Genomic DNA, 18,041 nt, shown 5'->3' on the forward strand with positions numbered 1-18,041 from the left:
GGGGCGGGGTGGGGGACACAATGGCCGAGTGACCCGCGCATCCCTGGACAAGCAGCCGCACGAAGTCGCCTCCATGTTCGACGACGTGGCGGCCAACTACGACCTCACCAACGACGTGCTCTCGCTCGGCCAGGACCGAGTCTGGCGCAAGGCCGTCGCCAGGGCCGTCCACGCCCGCCCCGCCGAAAAGGTCCTCGACCTCGCCGCCGGCACCGCCACCTCCTCCCAGCCCTTCGCCGCCACCGGCGCGTATGTCGTCCCCTGTGACTTCTCCCAGGGCATGCTGCGCGAGGGCAAGCGGCGCCATCCCTGGATGCCGTTCACGGCGGGCGACGCGACCCGGCTGCCGTTCGCGGACGAGGTCTTCGACGCGGTGACGATCTCCTTCGGCCTGCGCAACGTCCAGGACACGGACCGCGCGCTGCGCGAGCTGTACCGCGTGACCAAGCCCGGCGGACGCATCGTGATCTGCGAGTTCTCGCACCCGACGTGGGCGCCGTTCAGGACCGTCTACACCGAGTACCTGATGCGCGCGCTCCCGCCGGCCGCGCGCGCCGTCTCCTCCAACCCCGACGCGTACGTCTATCTCGCCGAGTCCATCCGCGCCTGGCCGGACCAGCCCGCACTCGCGGCCCGGCTCCAGGCGGCGGGCTGGTCCAAGGTGGCGTGGCGGAATCTGACGGGCGGGATCGTGGCCCTGCACAGGGGCGTACGGCACTGATCCGCACCCGGCACCGATCCGGTCAGCACTGATCCGCACCCGGCGCCTGCGGCGACGCCCGCACCGCGGCCCCCGGCACCGCAGCCCCGGAGCCGGGAGGCCTACAGCTCCAATCGGAAGCAGTACGCCCGCTCTTCGACCCCCCGCGCCGTGAACGGGTACGTCTCCGCCAGCTCCATCCCCAGCCGCCGTGTCACCGCCACCGACCGTTCGTTGCGCGCGTTCACCATCGCCACGACCCGGCCGACACCCGCCGCCCGTACCCGTTCCAGCGTGGTCCGCGCGGCGGCCGTCGCGTAACCGCGGCCCCAGTGCGCCCGCCCCAGGCGCCAGCCGATCTCGATCTCGCCGACCGGCCCGAACGACTCGTGCGGCCAGGGCTGCGCGCCGGTGAAGCCGGTCACCTCGCCGTCCTCGCCCAGCATCGTCCAGAAGCAGAAGCCGAGTTGGGCGTCGTGCTTGCGCTGCCGGGCGGTCAGCTCCTCGTACACCGAGAGCTCCGCCGGCACCCCGCCGTGGAACTCCATCACCTCGGGGTCGTCGAAGACCCGGTGCCAGCTCAGGGCGTCCTCCTCGGTGGGGACCCGGAGCCGCACCACGGGGACGGGAAGCGGCGTGGTCATGTCGTTCACAGGGACAGCCCTTCGCTGGAGGCATCGCCGGACGCGTCGACGCATCACCGGAGGCATCGGTGGGGGTGTCGGTGCGCCCCCATAGACTGCACATGTCCCGTGCCGTCCGGTACGCAATTTCGAGTCTTCGGGAGAACCCGCCGTGACCGAGCCCCTCTCCGAGAACACCGCGGACGTGATCGTCGTCGGCGCCGGTCCCGCCGGTTCCACGACCGCGTACTACCTGGCCAAGGCAGGCCTGGACGTCCTGCTGCTGGAGAAGACGGCGTTCCCGCGTGAGAAGGTCTGCGGCGACGGGCTCACCCCGCGTGCCACCAAGCAGCTCGTGTCGATGGGCATCGACATCTCGGAAGAGGCGGGCTGGCTGCGCAACAAGGGGCTGCGGATCATCGGCGGCGGCGTGCGGCTCCAGCTCGACTGGCCGGATCTGGCCGCGTACCCGGACTACGGACTGGTCCGCAAGAGGGACGATTTCGACGAGCAGTTGGCCCGGCAGGCGCAGAAGGCCGGTGCGCGGCTGTACGAGCGGTGCAATGTCGGCGCCCCGATCACCGACGAGCGCACGGGCCGTATCACCGGTGTGCACGCCAAGCTGGGCGAGGAGAAAACGCCGGTCACCTTCCACGCGCCGCTCGTTGTCGCGGCGGACGGCAACTCCACGCGGCTGTCGCTCGCGATGGGCCTGCACCGGCGCGAGGACCGGCCGATGGGCGTGGCGGTCCGTACGTACTTCACCTCGCCCCGGCACGACGACGACTATCTGGAGTCCTGGCTGGAACTCTGGGACCGGCGCGGGCCGGGCCAGGACCGGCTGCTGCCGGGGTACGGCTGGATCTTCGGGATGGGCGACGGTACGTCCAATGTCGGCCTGGGCGTCCTCAACACCTCGGCCTCGTTCAAGGAGCTGGACTGGCGCGAGGTGCTGAAGGCGTGGTGCGCGTCGATGCCGGAGGACTGGGGGTACACCCCGGAGAACATGACGATGCCGATCCGCGGCGCCGCGCTGCCGATGGCATTCAACCGCCAGCCGCACTACACGCGCGGGCTGTTGCTGGTGGGGGACGCGGGCGGTCTGGTCAACCCGTTCAACGGTGAGGGCATCGCGTACGCCATGGAGTCGGGCCAGATCGCCGCGGACGTCATCGTCCAGGCGCATGCCCGCGCCACGCCCGCCCAGCGCGAGATGGCCCTGCACCACTATCCGAAGGTTCTCAAGGACACTTACGGCGGCTACTACACGCTGGGCCGGGCGTTCGTGAAGCTGATCGGCAACCCGAAGATCATGAAGCTGGCGACGCAGCGCGGGCTGACGCATCCGCTGCTGATGAAGTTCACGCTGAAGATGCTGGCGAACCTGACGGACCCGACGGGCGGGGACGCGATGGACCGGATCATCAACGGCCTGTCGAAGGTGGCCCCGAAGGCATGAGCCGGGGCGGGCAGCCGGGGCGGGGGAGCACCCGCCGCCGGACGGGGCCTACCCCTCGGTCCACTTCCGCAGCGCGGCCCGGTCCGCGAACGCGCCGACGTTCGTGTCGACCGGGCTGTCGGTGTACTGGTGGAACTTCCACTTCGCTTTGATCCGGGGCTCGCCGGGCGTCACATAGTCCGCGATCCACAGGGCGTCGCCGGCATTGCTGGTGGTGTCCCGGTGCAGCCAGAAGTACTGCCCGCAGTAGAGCCCCACCCGATGGGTCGCCCCGCGCAGCCGCTTCACCTCCGCGAGGAACGCGTCCTTCTCGGCACAGGACACCCCGGTGTCCTCCCAGTCCGCGAACAGCGGGTCCCTCTCGACGCTGGCGCACTCCTCCACGAAATACCGCGCCTGCGCCTTCATGTCCCCGGGCCGCAGAAAATGGTAGAACCCCACCACCAGCCCCGCTTTCCGCCCATGGGCGGCCTGCTGGACCATCCGCGGATTGATGTACGAGACCCCCTCGGTGGCTTTCACAAAGACGAACGAGAGGCCGCTCGTACTGTAGGTCGAACTTTGATGCGACGAAACGTCGATCCCATGGACGGTCATGTGCGCTGGCTCCTGTAGTGGGGGGCGGGCATTGCTGCGAAGCGCTCATGCCTGTCCTACCCAGGAGCGATTGCCGCCCATCACGGCGGGGTCGGCGGTGATATGTGCGAATGCGGAATCGGTGAACGACCGCGATATGAAGTTCGGTCGGTCACGGAGCCGGGCCGACGGCGAAGGCCCGCAACCCCCCGAGCGGGATGCGGGCCTTCGCCGTACGGTCGTGGCGCCCGTGCACGTACTCGTACGTGCACGCGTACCGGTCTGCCTGCCTCAGAGCACGCGCACCGCGCCGCTCGGCTCGTCCCAGTCCAGGGCGTGCTGGACCACGCCGGAGCTGGGGTTCTGCGCGCCGATGAACTCGCCGCCGCCCACATAGATCGCGGTGTGGTACGCGCTGCCCGCGCCGCCCCAGTAGAGGATGTCGCCGGGCTGGAGGTTGCTCAGCGAGACCTGGGTGCCGGCTGTCGACTGGTCCTGCGAGACCCGCGGGAGATCGATACCGATCTGCTTGTACGCGGCCTGCACCAGGCCGGAGCAGTCCCAGGTGTTGGGGCCCGTCGCGCCCATCACATACGCGTCGCCGAGCTGCGCCTGGACGAAGGCGATGACCGAAGCCGCGGAGCCCGTCGCCTTCGTGGCGGTCTTCGTGGCCGTACTCGCCGTGCTGGAGCCCGAGTCGCTGCTCGACGAGGCCGCGGCGAGCTTGGTGCGCTCGGCGGTACGGGACGCACGGGCGGCTGCGTCGGCCCTGGCCTTGGCGGCGGCCTCCGCGCGGGCGGCGGCCTCGGCGGCCTTCTTCTTCGCCGCTGCCTCCGCCTTGCGCTGCGCCTCGGCCCTGGCCGTCTTGGCGGTCTGCGCGGCCTTGGTGGCCGCGGCGTTCTCCTGGGCGGTCAACTCAAGGTTGAACGCGACCCTCTGGGTGGCGTCGGCGGACTGTGCGACGGCGCCTGCGAGCCCGGATGTGAGCGTGGGCATTTCGATGGTCTCGGTCACCGGCTCGGCCTGCGCCGGACCGGCGGCACCTGCCACCGCGATCGTGCTGAGGACGCCACCGGCGACTCCGGCACGGATCGAGACCTTGGAGGCTCCGCGGCGGGGTTTCCGGTGGCTGGGTATGTGAGCGGTGTGGGACATGAGTACACCGCTATCAGGAGTGACCTGGTTCCCGTCAAGCATCGTGTATTGCGCCACAGTTACGTTCGGAATCTGTGAATCCGCTTTCTTGGAACTTTTATTGACGCCGTAAAGGGCAAAACGGGCGCGAGTGATCATGGTGTTGATCGCGGTCTTTCGAGAAAAGGTCCGAATTGCCCGCTGCTTACCACCCCTTTACGTTCATGGCCAAGCCCGCTTCTCTTGGGGGTGGTGCGAAGTGGCACAGGTCACAGGATGGTCACTATCCACGGTCGGAACGATCATGGAGTCCGGCGGTCGGCCGTGCGTGTCCGGCGGTCGGCCCGTACGCGGGTGAGCCGGGGTGCTCGCGGGGCCGTCCCCGCTCGCTCGTGAACGCGCGCACGTGTCCACTTCGCTTTCCGGGGCTCCCTCGCGCGAGGGAATCCCCGCCCCATACCACTCCGGGGCATCTCATCGCCAATTTGCCTGTACGGTGCATCTCTTGGTAGTGGCGCACGCCTCCGACCAGCGCGAACGGGCGCGGATGTCACATCTCGTGAGGGCCCGGCCGCTTCGCGTACGAAGATCACCGCTCATCCGACTTCATGATCGTTCGTCAGGTGGTGGAGATCACAAAGGTGTTGCTGTACCCCGTGTCGCAGATCACAGACCCCCGGGCATAGGATGCGGGGCAGTCGGGCTTGTGAACTGCCTCACATGTACGCGATCTTCAATGATCGGGGGTGGGGCGGCGAGGTGAACGCCCGGTGCGGTCCATCGGTCAAGGACGACTGGAAGGAGCTGAGGAGCGTGAATTCCTACGCGCCGATCCTCGCGCTCGGCGCCCTCGGGGCTGGGTTTGCCATCTTCTCCGTGGTCATGGCCACGCTTATCGGCCCAAAGCGGTACAACCGGGCGAAACTTGAGGCGTACGAGTGCGGTATCGAGCCCACGCCCACACCGGCGGGCGGCGGCCGTTTCCCCATCAAGTACTACCTGACGGCGATGCTCTTCATCGTCTTCGACATCGAGATCGTCTTCCTTTACCCCTGGGCCGTCACCTTCGACGCGCTCGGGATTTTCGGGCTCGTGGAGATGCTGCTCTTCGTGCTCACCGTCTTCGTCGCCTACGCCTATGTATGGCGGCGCGGCGGCCTAGAATGGGACTAAAGGGGCCAAGGGGGCACCAATGGGACTCGAAGAGAAGCTGCCGAGCGGTTTTCTGCTCACCACTGTCGAGCAGGCGTCGGGCTGGGTGCGGAAGTCGTCCGTCTTCCCCGCCACCTTCGGCCTCGCCTGCTGTGCCATCGAGATGATGACGACCGGCGCCGGACGGTACGACCTGGCGCGGTTCGGCATGGAGGTCTTCCGCGGCTCCCCGCGGCAGGCCGACCTCATGATCGTGGCCGGACGGGTGAGTCAGAAGATGGCGCCGGTCCTGAGGCAGGTCTATGACCAGATGCCCAATCCCAAGTGGGTGATTTCCATGGGGGTTTGTGCGTCTTCGGGCGGGATGTTCAATAATTACGCGATTGTCCAGGGCGTTGATCACATCGTCCCTGTTGACATCTATTTGCCCGGCTGCCCGCCGCGCCCCGAGATGCTGATGGACGCCATCCTCAAGCTCCACCAGAAGATCCAGAGTTCCAAGCTCGGGGTCAACGCCGAGGAAGCGGCCCGTGAGGCGGAGGAAGCGGCGCTCAAGGCACTCCCGACGATCGAGATGAAGGGGCTGCTGCGGTGACCGACGAGCAGCGATCCGGAAATAACGTTCCGTCCCCCCGCGACGACACCGGTGAGGTCATCGGCGTACGGAAGGGCATGTTCGGCGCCAACAACGGCGGCGACACCTCCGGCTACGGCGGTCTCGTGAGGACCGTGACCATGCCGGGCGCCTCGGCCCGGCCGTACGGCGGCCCCGGCGGTGTCTTCGACGAGATCGCCGACGAACTCGAAGGCGCCCTGGAGGAGCAGGGGCTCGTCCCCGGGAACGCCATCGTGAAGACCGTCGTCGACCGCGGCGAGCTGACCTTCCACATCGCCCGGGAACACCTCGTACAAGTGGCGCGCACACTCCGTGACGACCCCGCGCTCCGCTTCGAGCTGTGCACCGGTGTCTCGGGCGTCCACTTCCCCGGTGACCAGGGCCGTGAGCTGCACGCCGTCTACCATCTGCGCTCGCTCACCCATGGCCGGCTGATCCGGCTGGAGGTCACCGCCCCGGACGCCGACCCGCATGTCCCGTCCCTGGTCGCGGTCTATCCGACCAACGACTGGCACGAGCGCGAGACGTACGACTTCTTCGGCCTGATCTTCGAGGGCCATCCCGCGCTGACCCGGATCATGATGCCGGACGACTGGCAGGGCTTCCCGCAGCGCAAGGACTACCCCCTCGGCGGTATCGCCGTCGAGTACAAGGGCGCCCAGATCCCGGCTCCGGACCAGCGGAGGTCGTACTCCTGATGTCTGCACCCCACGAAACCCCGCACGCCACCCCCAGGGCGACCACCGAGGGCACGGTCTACACCGTCACCGGCGGCGACTGGGACGAGGTCGTCCAGTCCGCCGCCAAGGCGGACGACGAGCGGATCGTAGTCAACATGGGTCCCCAGCACCCCTCCACCCACGGGGTGCTGCGGCTGATCCTGGAGATCGAGGGCGAGACCGTCACCGAGGCCCGCTGCGGCATCGGCTATCTGCACACCGGGATCGAGAAGAACCTCGAATTCCGCAACTGGACGCAGGGCACCACCTTCGTCACGCGCATGGACTACCTGACCTCGTTCTTCAACGAGACGGCGTACTGCCTGGGCGTGGAGAAGCTGCTCGGCATCGAGGACGACATCCCGGACCGCGCCACGCTGCTGCGGGTCCTGCTGATGGAGCTGAACCGGCTCTCCTCGCACCTGGTCTGTATCGCCACCGGCGGCATGGAGCTGGGCGCGACCACGATCATGATCTATGGCTTCCGTGATCGTGAACTGATTCTCGATGCCTACGAGCTGATCACCGGCCTGCGGATGAACCACGCGTTCATCCGGCCCGGCGGACTCGCCCAGGACCTGCCCCCGGGCGCCGTCGACCATCTCCGCGAGCTGGTGAAGACGCTCAGGAAGAACCTGCCGGAGTACGACAAGCTGGCCACCGGCAACCCGATCTTCAAGGCCCGTATGCAGGACGTCGGCTATCTCGACCTGGCCGGCTGCATGGCGCTGGGCGCCACCGGCCCGATCCTGCGCTCCGCCGGGCTCCCGCACGATCTGCGCAGGTCCGACCCGTACTGCGGTTACGAGACCTTCGAGTTCGACGTGCCGACCGCCGACTCCTGCGACTCGTACGGCCGTTTCCTCATCCGTCTCGAGGAGATGCGCCAGTCGCTCCGCATCGTCGAGCAGTGCCTGGACCGGCTGGAGCCGGGCCCGGTGATGGTCGCCGACAAGAAGATCGCCTGGCCGGCGCAGCTCGCCCTCGGCCCGGACGGCCTGGGCAACTCGCTCGACCACATCAAGAACATCATGGGCACGTCCATGGAGGCTCTGATCCATCACTTCAAGCTGGTGACGGAGGGCTTCCGGGTCCCGCCGGGACAGGCGTACGCGGCGGTCGAGTCGCCCAAGGGCGAGCTGGCCGCGCATGTCGTCTCCGACGGCGGCACGCGCCCCTACCGGGTCCACTTCCGCGACCCGTCCTTCACCAACCTTCAGGCCATGGCGGCCATGTGCGAGGGCGGCCAGGTCGCCGATGTCATCGTCGCCGTCGCGTCCATCGACCCCGTGATGGGAGGCGTCGACCGGTGACCGCCACACCGCCCAACTCCGGGGTCAGCCTGGGAATGCCCCAGCTCCCCGCCCCCGACTACCCGGCCGATGTACGGGCCAGGCTCGAAGCGGACGCCAAGGAGATCATCGCCCGCTACCCCGGCTCGCGCTCCGCGCTGCTCCCCCTGCTCCACCTCGTGCAGTCGGAGGAGGGCCATGTGTCCCGTACGGGCATGGCCTTCTGTGCCGAAGTGCTCGACCTGAACACCGCCGAGGTCACGGCCGTCGCCACCTTCTACTCCATGTACCGGCGCAAGCCGGGCGGCGACTACCAGGTCGGTGTCTGTACGAACACGCTCTGTGCGGTGATGGGCGGCGACGCCATCTTCGACGAGCTGAAGGAGCACCTCGGCGTCGGCAACAACGAGACGACCGAGGACGGCAAGGTCACTCTCGAACACATCGAGTGCAACGCGGCCTGCGACTTCGCGCCCGTGGTGATGGTGAACTGGGAGTTCTTCGACAACCAGACGCCCGAGAGCGCCAAGCGGCTCGTCGACGACCTCCGTGAGGGCCGTCCCGTGGCGCCCACCCGTGGCGCCCCCCTCTGCACGTACAAGGAGACCGCTCGCATCCTGGCCGGCTTCCCCGACGAGCGCCCCGGCGCCGTCGAGGCCACCGGCGGCGCCGGACCCGCGTCGCTGACCGGACTGCGGCTGGCCAAGGGCGAGCCGCCCCGGCCGCGCGTGGTCCGCCCCCGCGACTCGGAGGCCCCGCGCGACGAACCGCAGCCGGGCTCGCAGCACCTCAGCTCGCACGACGCACCGCAGCAGACGTCGGCCTCCGACCCCGCCCACCCGGCCGGCCCCGTCACAGAGGAGGGGGAGTGATGACCATGACAGCCGAGCTGGACGAGAACGGGACGAGTCCCGAGAAGCTCCTCGCCCCCGTTCTGTCCGCCTTCTGGGACCAGCCAGAATCCTGGACCCTGGCCACCTATGAGCGGCACGACGGATACGAGGGCCTGAAGAAGGCCCTCGCGATGGCGCCCGACGACCTCATCGCGTACGTCAAGGAATCCGGGCTGCGCGGACGCGGCGGCGCCGGCTTCCCCACCGGGATGAAATGGCAGTTCATTCCACAGGGCGACGGCAAACCGCACTATCTCGTCGTCAACGCGGACGAGTCGGAACCCGGCACCTGCAAGGACATCCCCCTTCTCTTCGCCAATCCGCACTCCCTCATCGAGGGAATCGTGATCGCCTGCTACGCGATCCGCTCGCAGCACGCCTTCATCTATCTGCGCGGCGAGGTCGTCCCCGTACTGCGCAGGGTGCACGAAGCGGTCCGCGAGGCCTATGCGGCGGGCTATCTCGGCAAGAACATCCTGGGCAGCGGACTCGATCTCGATGTCACCGTGCACGCGGGCGCGGGCGCGTACATCTGCGGCGAGGAGACCGCGCTGCTGGACTCCCTGGAGGGCCGTCGCGGACAGCCCCGGCTGCGTCCCCCCTTCCCGGCGGTCGCGGGTCTGTACGCCTGCCCCACTGTGGTGAACAACGTCGAGTCGATCGCGTCGGTTCCCGCCATCCTGCACCGCGGCAAGGACTGGTTCAGGTCCATGGGCAGCGAGAAGTCCCCCGGCTTCACGCTCTACTCGCTCAGCGGGCATGTCACCAACCCCGGCCAGTACGAAGGGCCCCTCGGCCTCACCCTGCGCCAGCTCCTCGACATGGGCGGCGGCATCCGCAAGGGCCACCGGCTCAAGTTCTGGACGCCGGGCGGCTCCTCGACCCCGATGTTCACCGACGAGCACCTCGATGTCCCGCTGGACTACGAGGGCGTGGGTGCCGCGGGCTCCATGCTCGGCACCAAGGCGCTCCAGTGCTTCGACGAGACCACCTGTGTCGTACGGGCCGTCACCCGCTGGACCGAGTTCTACGCGCACGAGTCGTGCGGCAAGTGCACGCCCTGCCGTGAAGGCACGTACTGGCTCGTCCAGTTGCTCCGCGACATCGAGGCGGGCAAGGGCCGGATGTCCGACCTCGACAAGCTCAACGACATCGCCGACAACATCAACGGCAAGTCGTTCTGCGCCCTCGGCGACGGCGCCGCCGCCCCGATCTTCTCCTCGCTGAAGTACTTCCGCGAGGAGTACGAGCAGCACATCACCGGCAAGGGCTGCCCCTTCGACCCGTCCAAGTCGACCGTCTGGGCGGACAACCACCTGGAGGTGAACGCATGACCGTCACCACGTCGGCCGCCCACTCCGGGAGCGGTGAGGCCCCGGTCCCGCCCGAGGACCTCGTCTCGCTGACGATCGACGGCATCGAGATCTCCGTCCCCAAGGGGACCCTGGTGATCCGCGCCGCCGAGCTGCTCGGCATCGAGATCCCGCGCTTCTGCGACCATCCGCTCCTCGACCCGGCCGGCGCCTGCCGGCAGTGCATCGTCGAGGTCGAGGGCCAGCGCAAGCCGATGGCCTCCTGCACCATCACCTGCACCGACGGCATGGTCGTCAAGTCGCAGTTGACCTCGCCGGTCGCCGAGAAGGCGCAGCGCGGGGTGATGGAGCTGCTGCTCATCAACCACCCGCTGGACTGCCCGGTCTGCGACAAGGGCGGCGAGTGCCCGCTCCAGAACCAGGCGATGCAGGTCGGCGACCCGGACACCCGCTTCGAGGGCAGGAAGCGTACCTTCGAGAAGCCCGTACCGATCTCCACCCAGGTGCTGCTCGACCGCGAGCGGTGCGTGCTCTGCGCGCGCTGCACCCGGTTCTCCAACCAGATCGCGGGCGACCCGATGATCGAGCTGCTGGAGCGCGGCGCCCTCCAGCAGGTGGGCACCGGCGAGGGCGACCCCTTCGAGTCGTACTTCTCCGGGAACACCATCCAGATCTGCCCGGTCGGCGCGCTGACCTCGGCGGCGTACCGCTTCCGCTCCCGCCCGTTCGACCTGGTGTCCTCGCCGGGTGTCTGCGAGCACTGCGCGGGCGGCTGCGCGACCCGTACCGACCACCGGCGCGGCAAGGTCATGCGGCGGATGGCGGCGGACGACCCCGAGGTCAACGAGGAGTGGATCTGCGACAAGGGGCGGTTCGGCTTCCGTTACGCGCAGAAGCCCGACCGGCTCACCACTCCGCTCGTACGGAACGAGGACGGTGTCCTGGAACCGGCGAGCTGGCCCGAGGCGCTGGAGGCCGCGGCCCGCGGTCTGGGCGCCGCCCGCGGCCGGGCGGGCGTGCTGGCGGGCGGCCGGCTCACCGTGGAGGACTCGTACGCGTACGCCAAGTTCGCCCGGATCGCCCTCGACACGAACGACATCGACTTCCGCGCGCGCGTGCACAGCGCCGAGGAGGCCGAGTTCCTCGCCGCGCATATCGCGGGACGGGGCCGTGACCTGGACGGTACGGGCCTGACCTACGGCACGCTGGAGCAGGCGCCGACGGTCCTGCTCGTGGGCTTCGAGTCCGAGGAGGAGGCGCCCGGCGTCTTCCTGCGGCTGCGCAAGGCACACCGCAAGCACGGCCAGCGCACCTTCTCGCTCGCCACCCATGTCACCCGCGGTCTGGAGAAGGCCGGGGGCACGCTGCTGCCGGCCGCGCCCGGCACCGAGACCGAGTGGCTGGACGCGCTCGCCTCGCAGACCGGTCTGGAGGGCGACGGGATCCGCGCCGCCGAGGCGCTGCGCGCGCCCGGCGCGGTGATCGTCGTCGGCGAGCGGCTCGCGGGCGTTCCCGGCGGGCTCACCGCCGCGGCGCGGGCCGCCACCGCGACCGGCGCCAAGCTGGCCTGGATCCCCCGGCGGGCGGGCGAGCGCGGCGCACTGGAGGCGGGCGCGCTCCCCGCGCTGCTGCCCGGCGGCCGCCCCGCCACCGACCCGCGGGCCCGTGAGGAGACCGCGGCGGTCTGGGGCGTACGCGAACTGCCGCACTCCTTCGGGCGCGACACCGGCCAGATCATCGAGGCCGCCGCCACCGGACAGCTCGGCGCCCTGGTCGTCGCGGGTGTCGAGGTCGCGGACCTGCCGGACCCGGCGGCGGCGCGCGCGGCGCTGGACGCGGTCGGCTTCCTCGTCTCGCTGGAGCTGCGGCCGACCGAGATCACCGAGCGGGCCGATGTGGTCTTCCCGGTCGCCGCGGTCGCGGAGAAGCCGGGGACCTTCCTCAACTGGGAGGGCAGGGCCCGGCCGTTCGAGGCCGCGCTCAAGCCCGAGCAGATGACCCGGCGGCTCGCGCCGAGCGACGCGCGGGTGCTGCACATGCTGGCGGACGCGCTGGACACGCATCTCGCGCTGCCCGACCTCAGGGCCGTACGAGCCGAGCTCGACCGGCTCGGCGGCTGGGACGGGGAGCGCGCCGCGGAACCGCTGGAGTCGTCCCGTCCGGTGCCGCGCCCCGGCGACGGCGAGGCCGTTCTCGCGGGCCACCGGCTGTTGCTCGACCAGGGCAGGCTCCAGGAGGGCGACGAGGCACTGGCGGGCACCCGCCACGCCGCGGTCGCCCGGCTCTCCGCCACGACGGCCGCCGAGACGGGCGTCAAGGACGGCGACGAACTGGCCGTCACAGGCCCCGCGGGCACGGTCACTCTGCCGCTGCTGGTGACGGAGATGCCCGACCGGGTCGTGTGGCTGCCGCTGAACTCCACGGGCGGCGGTGTTCTCGCGGACACCGGGTCACGCCCCGGCACGCTGGTCCGTATCGGCCCGGCCAACCCGGCACCGGAGGTGCGCGCATGACCGCCCTCGCCCATTTCGCGACGGCTCCCCAGACGGTCCTCGCCGCCGAGGACCTGTCGATGTTCGGCCGCGACCCCTGGTGGCTCGTGGCCATCAAGGCGGTCTTCTGCTTCGCGTTCCTGATGGTGACCGTGCTCTTCTCCATCGTGTGGGAGCGCAAGGTCGTCGCGTGGATGCAGCTCCGGATCGGCCCCAACCGGCACGGTCCCTGGGGCATGCTCCAGTCGCTCGCCGACGGCATCAAGCTGATGCTGAAGGAAGACGTCATCGTCAAGCGCGCGGACAAGGTCGTCTATGTCCTGGCGCCGATCGTCGCCGCGGTGCCGGCCTTCATGGCGATCGCCGTGATCCCGTTCGGCCCGTCCGGCAACGAGATCTCGATCTTCGGCCACCGCACCACGATGCAGCTCACCGACCTGCCGATCGCGATGCTCTACGTCCTCGCCGTCGCCTCGGTCGGGATCTACGGCATCGTCCTCGCCGGCTGGTCGTCCGGCTCGACGTATCCCCTGCTCGGCGGATTGCGCTCGTGCGCGCAGATGATCTCGTACGAGATCGCCATGGGCGCCGCGTTCGCCTCGGTCTTCCTCTACTCCGGCTCGATGTCGACGTCGGCGATCGTCGAGGCCCAGGCCGACCGCTGGTACATCATCCTGCTGCCGGTCTCCTTCATCATCTACATCGTCACCATGGTGGGCGAGACCAACCGCGCCCCCTTCGACATGCCGGAGTCCGAGGGCGACCTGGTCGGCGGCTTCAACACCGAGTACTCGTCGATCAAGTTCGCGATGTTCATGCTCGCCGAGTACGTCAACATGGTGACCGTCTCGGCCGTCGCGACCACCCTCTTCCTCGGCGGCTGGCGCGCCCCCTGGCCCATCTCCACCTTCTGGGAGGGCGCGAACCACGGCTGGTGGCCGATGCTCTGGTTCGTCGTCAAGGTCCAGCTCCTCCTCTTCTTCTTCATCTGGCTGCGCGGCACCCTGCCCCGGGTCCGCTACGACCAGCTCATGAAGCTCGGCTGGAAGGTCCTGATCCCGGTCTCGGTGGTCTGGCTGATGCTCGTCGCGACCGTACGGGCCCTGCGGAACGAGAACTACGACTTCCAGTCGATCGTGCTGTACGTCGGCGGGGCGGTCATCGCACTGCTGCTGCTCTCCTTCGTCGTGGACGTCTTCCGGGACAAGCAGGAGAAGGCCGCCGCGGCGAGGGAGCCCGAACCCCCCGCCTTCGACCCGATGGCGGGCGGATTCCCCGTACCACCGCTGCCAGGACAGACGCTCCCGCCCGTACCGCGCAGGCGGCCGCGGGGCGAGCGCGAACTCATTGTCAGTGGCGGGGGCAATACTGTGAGTGACGGTACCGAGAGTGACGGAAAGGAGGCTGACGGTGTCTGACTCTTCGCACGGGGACATCCCCCGTCCTCCCCGGAATCCGGTGGCCGGCTTCGGCGTGACCTTCAAGGCCATGTTCAAGAGGCGGCTGACGGAGCAGTATCCGGAACAGCAGAAGGTGACGGCTCCGCGCTTCCACGGCCGGCACCAGCTCAACCGGCATCCGGACGGCCTGGAGAAGTGCATCGGCTGCGAGCTGTGCGCCTGGGCCTGCCCGGCGGACGCCATCTATGTGGAGGGCGCGGACAACACCGAGGAGGAGCGCTACTCCCCGGGTGAGCGGTACGGCCGCGTGTACCAGATCAATTACGCGCGCTGCATCCTCTGCGGACTGTGCATCGAGGCCTGCCCGACCAGGGCGCTCACCATGACCAATGACTTCGAGCTGGCCGACAGCTCCCGCGAGAACCTGATCTATACGAAGGAGCAGCTCCTCGCGGGACTTGAGGAAGGAATGGTCGAGACTCCGCACTCGATCTTCCCCGGCACGGACGAACAGGACTACTACCGGGGGCTGGTCACCGAGGCCGCGCCCGGCACGGTCCGGCAGGTCGCGGTGAGCAAGGGCGAGCACCCGTCCGACGAGGAGGCGCGCGCATGAGCACGCTCGCAGCCTCCGCCGGCTCGCTGGCGTCCGTGACCTCCGCCGCTTCGGCCACCTCGACGGGCGAGGCCATCCAGTTCTGGATCCTCGGCACCGTCGCGGTGGTCGGCGCGCTCTGTACGATCCTGATGAAGAAAGCCGTGCACAGCGCGCTCAGTCTCGCCGGGACGATGATCGTCCTGGCGGTCTTCTATCTGGCCAACGGCGCCTACTTCCTGGGCGTCGTCCAGATCATCGTCTACACCGGCGCGATCATGATGCTGTTCCTCTTCGTGGTCATGCTGGTGGGTGTCACGGCAGCCGACTCCCTCAAGGAGACGCTCAAGGGGCAGCGCTGGCTGGCCGCCCTCTGCGGGGTCGGCTTCGGCGTCCTGCTGATCGCGGGGATCGGCAACGCCTCGCTGAACTCCTTCACCGGACTAGGCCAGGCCAACGCCGGCGGCAATGTCGAGGGACTGGCCGCCCTGCTCTTCACCAAGTACGTCTTCGCCTTCGAGATCACCGGCGCCCTGCTGATCACCGCGTCCGTCGGCGCGATGCTGCTCACGCACCGCGAGCGCACCGAACGGGCCATGACTCAGCGGGAGATGGCGGAGGAGCGGGTACGGAAGGGCACCCAGCTCCCGCCGCTGCCCGCGCCCGGTGTCTACGCCCGGCACAACGCGGTGGACATCGCCGGCCTGCTGCCCGACGGCACGGCCTCCGAGCTGACGGTCAACAAGACGCTGAAGGCCCGGGGCCAGATCCGCGATGTGTCGAACGAGGCGATCGCGGACCTCAAGGCCCTGGAGCGGCGGTCGGCGGAGCGGCTGGGCCGCGACGAGGAGGAGGTCAACTCATGAACCCCGTGTACTACCTCTATCTCGCGTCCCTGCTGTTCACCATCGGGGCCGCCGGTGTGCTGATCCGGCGGAACGCGATCGTGGTGTTCATGTGTGTCGAGCTGATGCTCAACGCCTGCAATCTCGCGTTCGTGACCTTCTCCCGGCTGCACGGCAATCTCGACGGGCAGATCATCGCCTTCTTCACCATGGTCGTCGCCGCCGCGGAGGTCGTGGTCGGGCTGGCGATCATCGTGTCCGTGTTCCGTTCCCGCCACTCGGCCTCGGTCGACGACGCCAGCCTGATGAAGCTCTGAGGGGTCGCTGAATCGTGGAGAACTTGATCGCGCTGCTCATCGCGGCGCCTCTACTGGGAGCAGCGGTCCTCCTCTGCGGGGGCCGCCGGCTCGACCGCGTGGGCCACTGGCTCGGCACACTGCTGGCGGCCGTGTCCTTCGTGGTCGGCGTGGTGCTGTTCAGCGACATGCTCGGCAAGAGCGGTGACGGACGGACACTGCACCAGCACCTCTTCAGCTGGATCCCCGTCGAGGGCTTCCAGGCGGACATCGCCTTCCAGCTCGACCAGTTGTCGATGACCTTCGTCCTGCTGATCACCGGTGTGGGCACACTGATCCACATCTACTCGATCGGGTACATGGAGCACGACGAGCGGCGCCGCCGCTTCTTCGGCTATCTGAACCTGTTCCTGGCGGCGATGCTGCTGCTGGTCCTCGCCGACAACTATCTGCTGCTGTACATGGGCTGGGAAGGCGTCGGTCTCGCCTCGTACCTGCTCATCGGGTTCTGGCAGCACAAGCCCAGCGCGGCCACCGCCGCCAAGAAGGCCTTCCTGGTCAACCGCGTCGGCGACATGGGTCTGTCGATCGCGATCATGCTGATGTTCACCACCTTCGGGACCTTCGCCTTCGGGCCGGTCCTGGGGTCCACGGGGGACGCCACCGAGGGCAAGCTGACCGCGATCGGTCTGATGCTGCTGCTCGCCGCGTGCGGCAAGTCGGCCCAGGTGCCGCTCCAGTCCTGGCTCGGCGACGCGATGGAGGGCCCGACCCCGGTCTCGGCCCTGATCCACGCGGCGACGATGGTGACCGCGGGCGTCTATCTGATCACCCGGTCCGGGGCGATCTTCAACGCCGCCCCGGACGCCCAGCTCGTGGTCGTGGTGGTCGGCGCGGTGACGCTCCTCTTCGGTGCGATCGTCGGTTGTGCCAAGGACGACATCAAGAAGGCCCTCGCCGGCTCGACGATGTCCCAGATCGGCTACATGATCCTGGCGGCGGGCCTCGGCCCGATCGGCTATGTCTTCGCGATCATGCACCTGGTGACGCACGGCTTCTTCAAGGCCGGGCTGTTCCTCGGGGCCGGTTCGGTCATGCACGGCATGAACGACGAGGTCGACATGCGCAAGTACGGCGGCCTGCGGAAGTACATGCCGGTCACCTTCGTGACCTTCGGCCTGGGCTATCTGGCGATCATCGGCTTCCCCGGTCTGTCCGGCTTCTTCTCCAAGGACAAGATCATCGAGGCGGCCTTCGCCAAGGGCGGTACGGAGGGCTGGATCCTCGGCGCCGTCACCCTGCTGGGCGCGGCGATCACCGCGTTCTACATGACCCGGGTGATGCTGCTGACCTTCTTCGGCGAGAAGCGCTGGCAGCCCGACGAGAAGGGGAACGCGCCGCATCCGCACGAGTCGCCCCGGTCCATGACCATCCCGATGATTCTGCTGGCCGTCGGTTCGGTCTTCGCGGGCGGGTTCTTCTCCATCGGCGACCGGTTCGTGCACTGGCTGGAGCCCGTCACCGGATACCACCACGGTGAGGCGCCGGTCAGCGCCGCCACCGTCACCGGCGCCACCATGGTCGTCCTGGTGCTCGGTGTCGCCCTGGCCTGGCTGATGTACGGACGCAAGCCGGTCCCGGTGACCGCCCCGCGCGGCTCGCTGCTCACCCGGGCCGCCCGCCGCGATCTGCTCCAGGACGACTTCAACCATGTGGTCCTGGTCCGCGGCGGCGAGCACCTCACCCGCTCCCTGGTCTATGTCGACCACACCCTGGTCGACGGGGTGGTCAATGGCACGGCGGCGTCGTTCGGCGGGCTCTCCGGCCGACTGCGCAAGCTGCAGAACGGCTACGCCCGCACCTATGCGGTCTCGATGTTCGGAGGTACGGCAGTGCTCATCGCCGCGACCCTGCTGATGAGGGCGGTGTAACCGGA

Annotated in this window: 17 protein-coding genes; 14 read left to right on the forward strand and 3 right to left on the reverse strand. The window is 68.8% G+C overall.

Annotation, left to right across the window (positions count from 1 at the left end; genetic code table 11):
• Positions 1-28: 28 nt before the first annotated feature.
• On the forward strand, positions 29-721 hold the full coding sequence (locus tag WH07_RS26340; RefSeq protein ID WP_046505014.1) for a demethylmenaquinone methyltransferase: 693 nt from the start codon (positions 29-31) through the stop codon (positions 719-721).
• Positions 722-822: 101 nt separating this feature from the next.
• Here the strand turns inward: WH07_RS26340 and WH07_RS26345 are convergent, their stop codons facing one another.
• Positions 823-1,344, reverse strand: a complete 522-nt coding sequence (locus WH07_RS26345) for a GNAT family N-acetyltransferase (RefSeq protein WP_046505066.1) — start codon at positions 1,342-1,344, stop codon at positions 823-825.
• A 151-nt stretch (positions 1,345-1,495) separates the two neighbouring features.
• Here WH07_RS26345 and WH07_RS26350 point away from each other — a divergent pair, with 151 nt between their 5' ends.
• Positions 1,496-2,782, forward strand: coding sequence for a geranylgeranyl reductase family protein (locus tag WH07_RS26350; RefSeq protein ID WP_046505017.1), 1,287 nt, complete (start codon positions 1,496-1,498; stop codon positions 2,780-2,782).
• A gap of 48 nt (positions 2,783-2,830) precedes the next feature.
• Here WH07_RS26350 and WH07_RS26355 read toward each other — a convergent pair whose 3' ends face one another.
• Together WH07_RS26355 and WH07_RS26360 are read right to left on the reverse strand one after the other, a co-directional pair.
• Positions 2,831-3,379 carry a glycoside hydrolase family 25 protein gene (locus tag WH07_RS26355; protein ID WP_046505019.1) on the reverse strand — a complete coding sequence of 183 codons (549 nt, stop codon included), beginning with the start codon at positions 3,377-3,379 and terminating at the stop codon, positions 2,831-2,833.
• A 270-nt stretch (positions 3,380-3,649) separates the two neighbouring features.
• A complete protein-coding gene (locus tag WH07_RS26360; RefSeq protein ID WP_046505022.1) occupies positions 3,650-4,513 on the reverse strand; it encodes a C40 family peptidase in 864 nt (287 codons plus the stop codon).
• A gap of 792 nt (positions 4,514-5,305) precedes the next feature.
• Between WH07_RS26360 and WH07_RS26365 the strand changes: the two genes are divergently transcribed.
• From WH07_RS26365 to nuoL, 12 genes are read left to right on the forward strand one after another with little or no spacing between them, the layout of a single operon-like run.
• Positions 5,306-5,665 carry an NADH-quinone oxidoreductase subunit A gene (locus WH07_RS26365; protein ID WP_046505070.1) on the forward strand — a complete coding sequence of 120 codons (360 nt, stop codon included), beginning with the start codon at positions 5,306-5,308 and terminating at the stop codon, positions 5,663-5,665.
• A gap of 19 nt (positions 5,666-5,684) precedes the next feature.
• A complete protein-coding gene (locus WH07_RS26370; protein WP_046505025.1) occupies positions 5,685-6,239 on the forward strand; it encodes a NuoB/complex I 20 kDa subunit family protein in 555 nt (184 codons plus the stop codon).
• Complete coding sequence (locus WH07_RS26375; RefSeq protein ID WP_046505029.1) at positions 6,236-6,958, forward strand: NADH-quinone oxidoreductase subunit C; 723 nt, start codon at positions 6,236-6,238, stop codon at positions 6,956-6,958. The genes WH07_RS26370 and WH07_RS26375 overlap by 4 nt, the downstream gene beginning before the upstream one ends.
• Positions 6,958-8,292, forward strand: a complete 1,335-nt coding sequence (locus WH07_RS26380) for an NADH-quinone oxidoreductase subunit D (RefSeq protein ID WP_046505031.1) — start codon at positions 6,958-6,960, stop codon at positions 8,290-8,292. Before WH07_RS26375 ends, WH07_RS26380 begins: the two co-directional genes overlap by 1 nt.
• Before the next feature lie 35 nt (positions 8,293-8,327).
• Positions 8,328-9,143, forward strand: coding sequence for an NADH-quinone oxidoreductase subunit NuoE (nuoE, locus tag WH07_RS26385; protein ID WP_046505072.1), 816 nt, complete (start codon positions 8,328-8,330; stop codon positions 9,141-9,143).
• The gene (gene nuoF / locus WH07_RS26390; protein WP_046505034.1) at positions 9,143-10,498 is read left to right on the forward strand and encodes an NADH-quinone oxidoreductase subunit NuoF; all 1,356 of its coding nucleotides are present in this window, start codon (positions 9,143-9,145) and stop codon (positions 10,496-10,498) included. Before nuoE ends, nuoF begins: the two co-directional genes overlap by 1 nt.
• Positions 10,495-12,990 carry an NADH-quinone oxidoreductase subunit G gene (locus WH07_RS26395; RefSeq protein ID WP_046505037.1) on the forward strand — a complete coding sequence of 832 codons (2,496 nt, stop codon included), beginning with the start codon at positions 10,495-10,497 and terminating at the stop codon, positions 12,988-12,990. Before nuoF ends, WH07_RS26395 begins: the two co-directional genes overlap by 4 nt.
• Positions 12,987-14,387 (forward strand): NADH-quinone oxidoreductase subunit NuoH, encoded by a 1,401-nt coding sequence (nuoH, locus tag WH07_RS26400; RefSeq protein ID WP_046505039.1) that lies wholly within the window; start codon positions 12,987-12,989, stop codon positions 14,385-14,387. Before WH07_RS26395 ends, nuoH begins: the two co-directional genes overlap by 4 nt.
• A complete protein-coding gene (gene nuoI, locus WH07_RS26405; RefSeq protein WP_198533896.1) occupies positions 14,380-14,985 on the forward strand; it encodes an NADH-quinone oxidoreductase subunit NuoI in 606 nt (201 codons plus the stop codon). The genes nuoH and nuoI overlap by 8 nt, the downstream gene beginning before the upstream one ends.
• Entirely contained in the window at positions 14,982-15,830 is an 849-nt protein-coding gene (locus tag WH07_RS26410) for an NADH-quinone oxidoreductase subunit J (protein ID WP_046505042.1), read from the forward strand. The genes nuoI and WH07_RS26410 overlap by 4 nt, the downstream gene beginning before the upstream one ends.
• A complete protein-coding gene (gene nuoK / locus WH07_RS26415) occupies positions 15,827-16,126 on the forward strand; it encodes an NADH-quinone oxidoreductase subunit NuoK (protein WP_046505044.1) in 300 nt (99 codons plus the stop codon). Before WH07_RS26410 ends, nuoK begins: the two co-directional genes overlap by 4 nt.
• 14 nt (positions 16,127-16,140) lie before the next feature.
• Positions 16,141-18,036: an NADH-quinone oxidoreductase subunit L gene (gene nuoL, locus WH07_RS26420; protein ID WP_046505046.1), complete on the forward strand. Its 1,896-nt coding sequence runs from the start codon at positions 16,141-16,143 to the stop codon at positions 18,034-18,036.
• Positions 18,037-18,041 lie beyond the last annotated feature (5 nt).

Source organism: Streptomyces odonnellii (genome assembly GCF_000981895.1).
GTDB classification, from domain to species: domain Bacteria; phylum Actinomycetota; class Actinomycetes; order Streptomycetales; family Streptomycetaceae; genus Streptomyces; species Streptomyces odonnellii.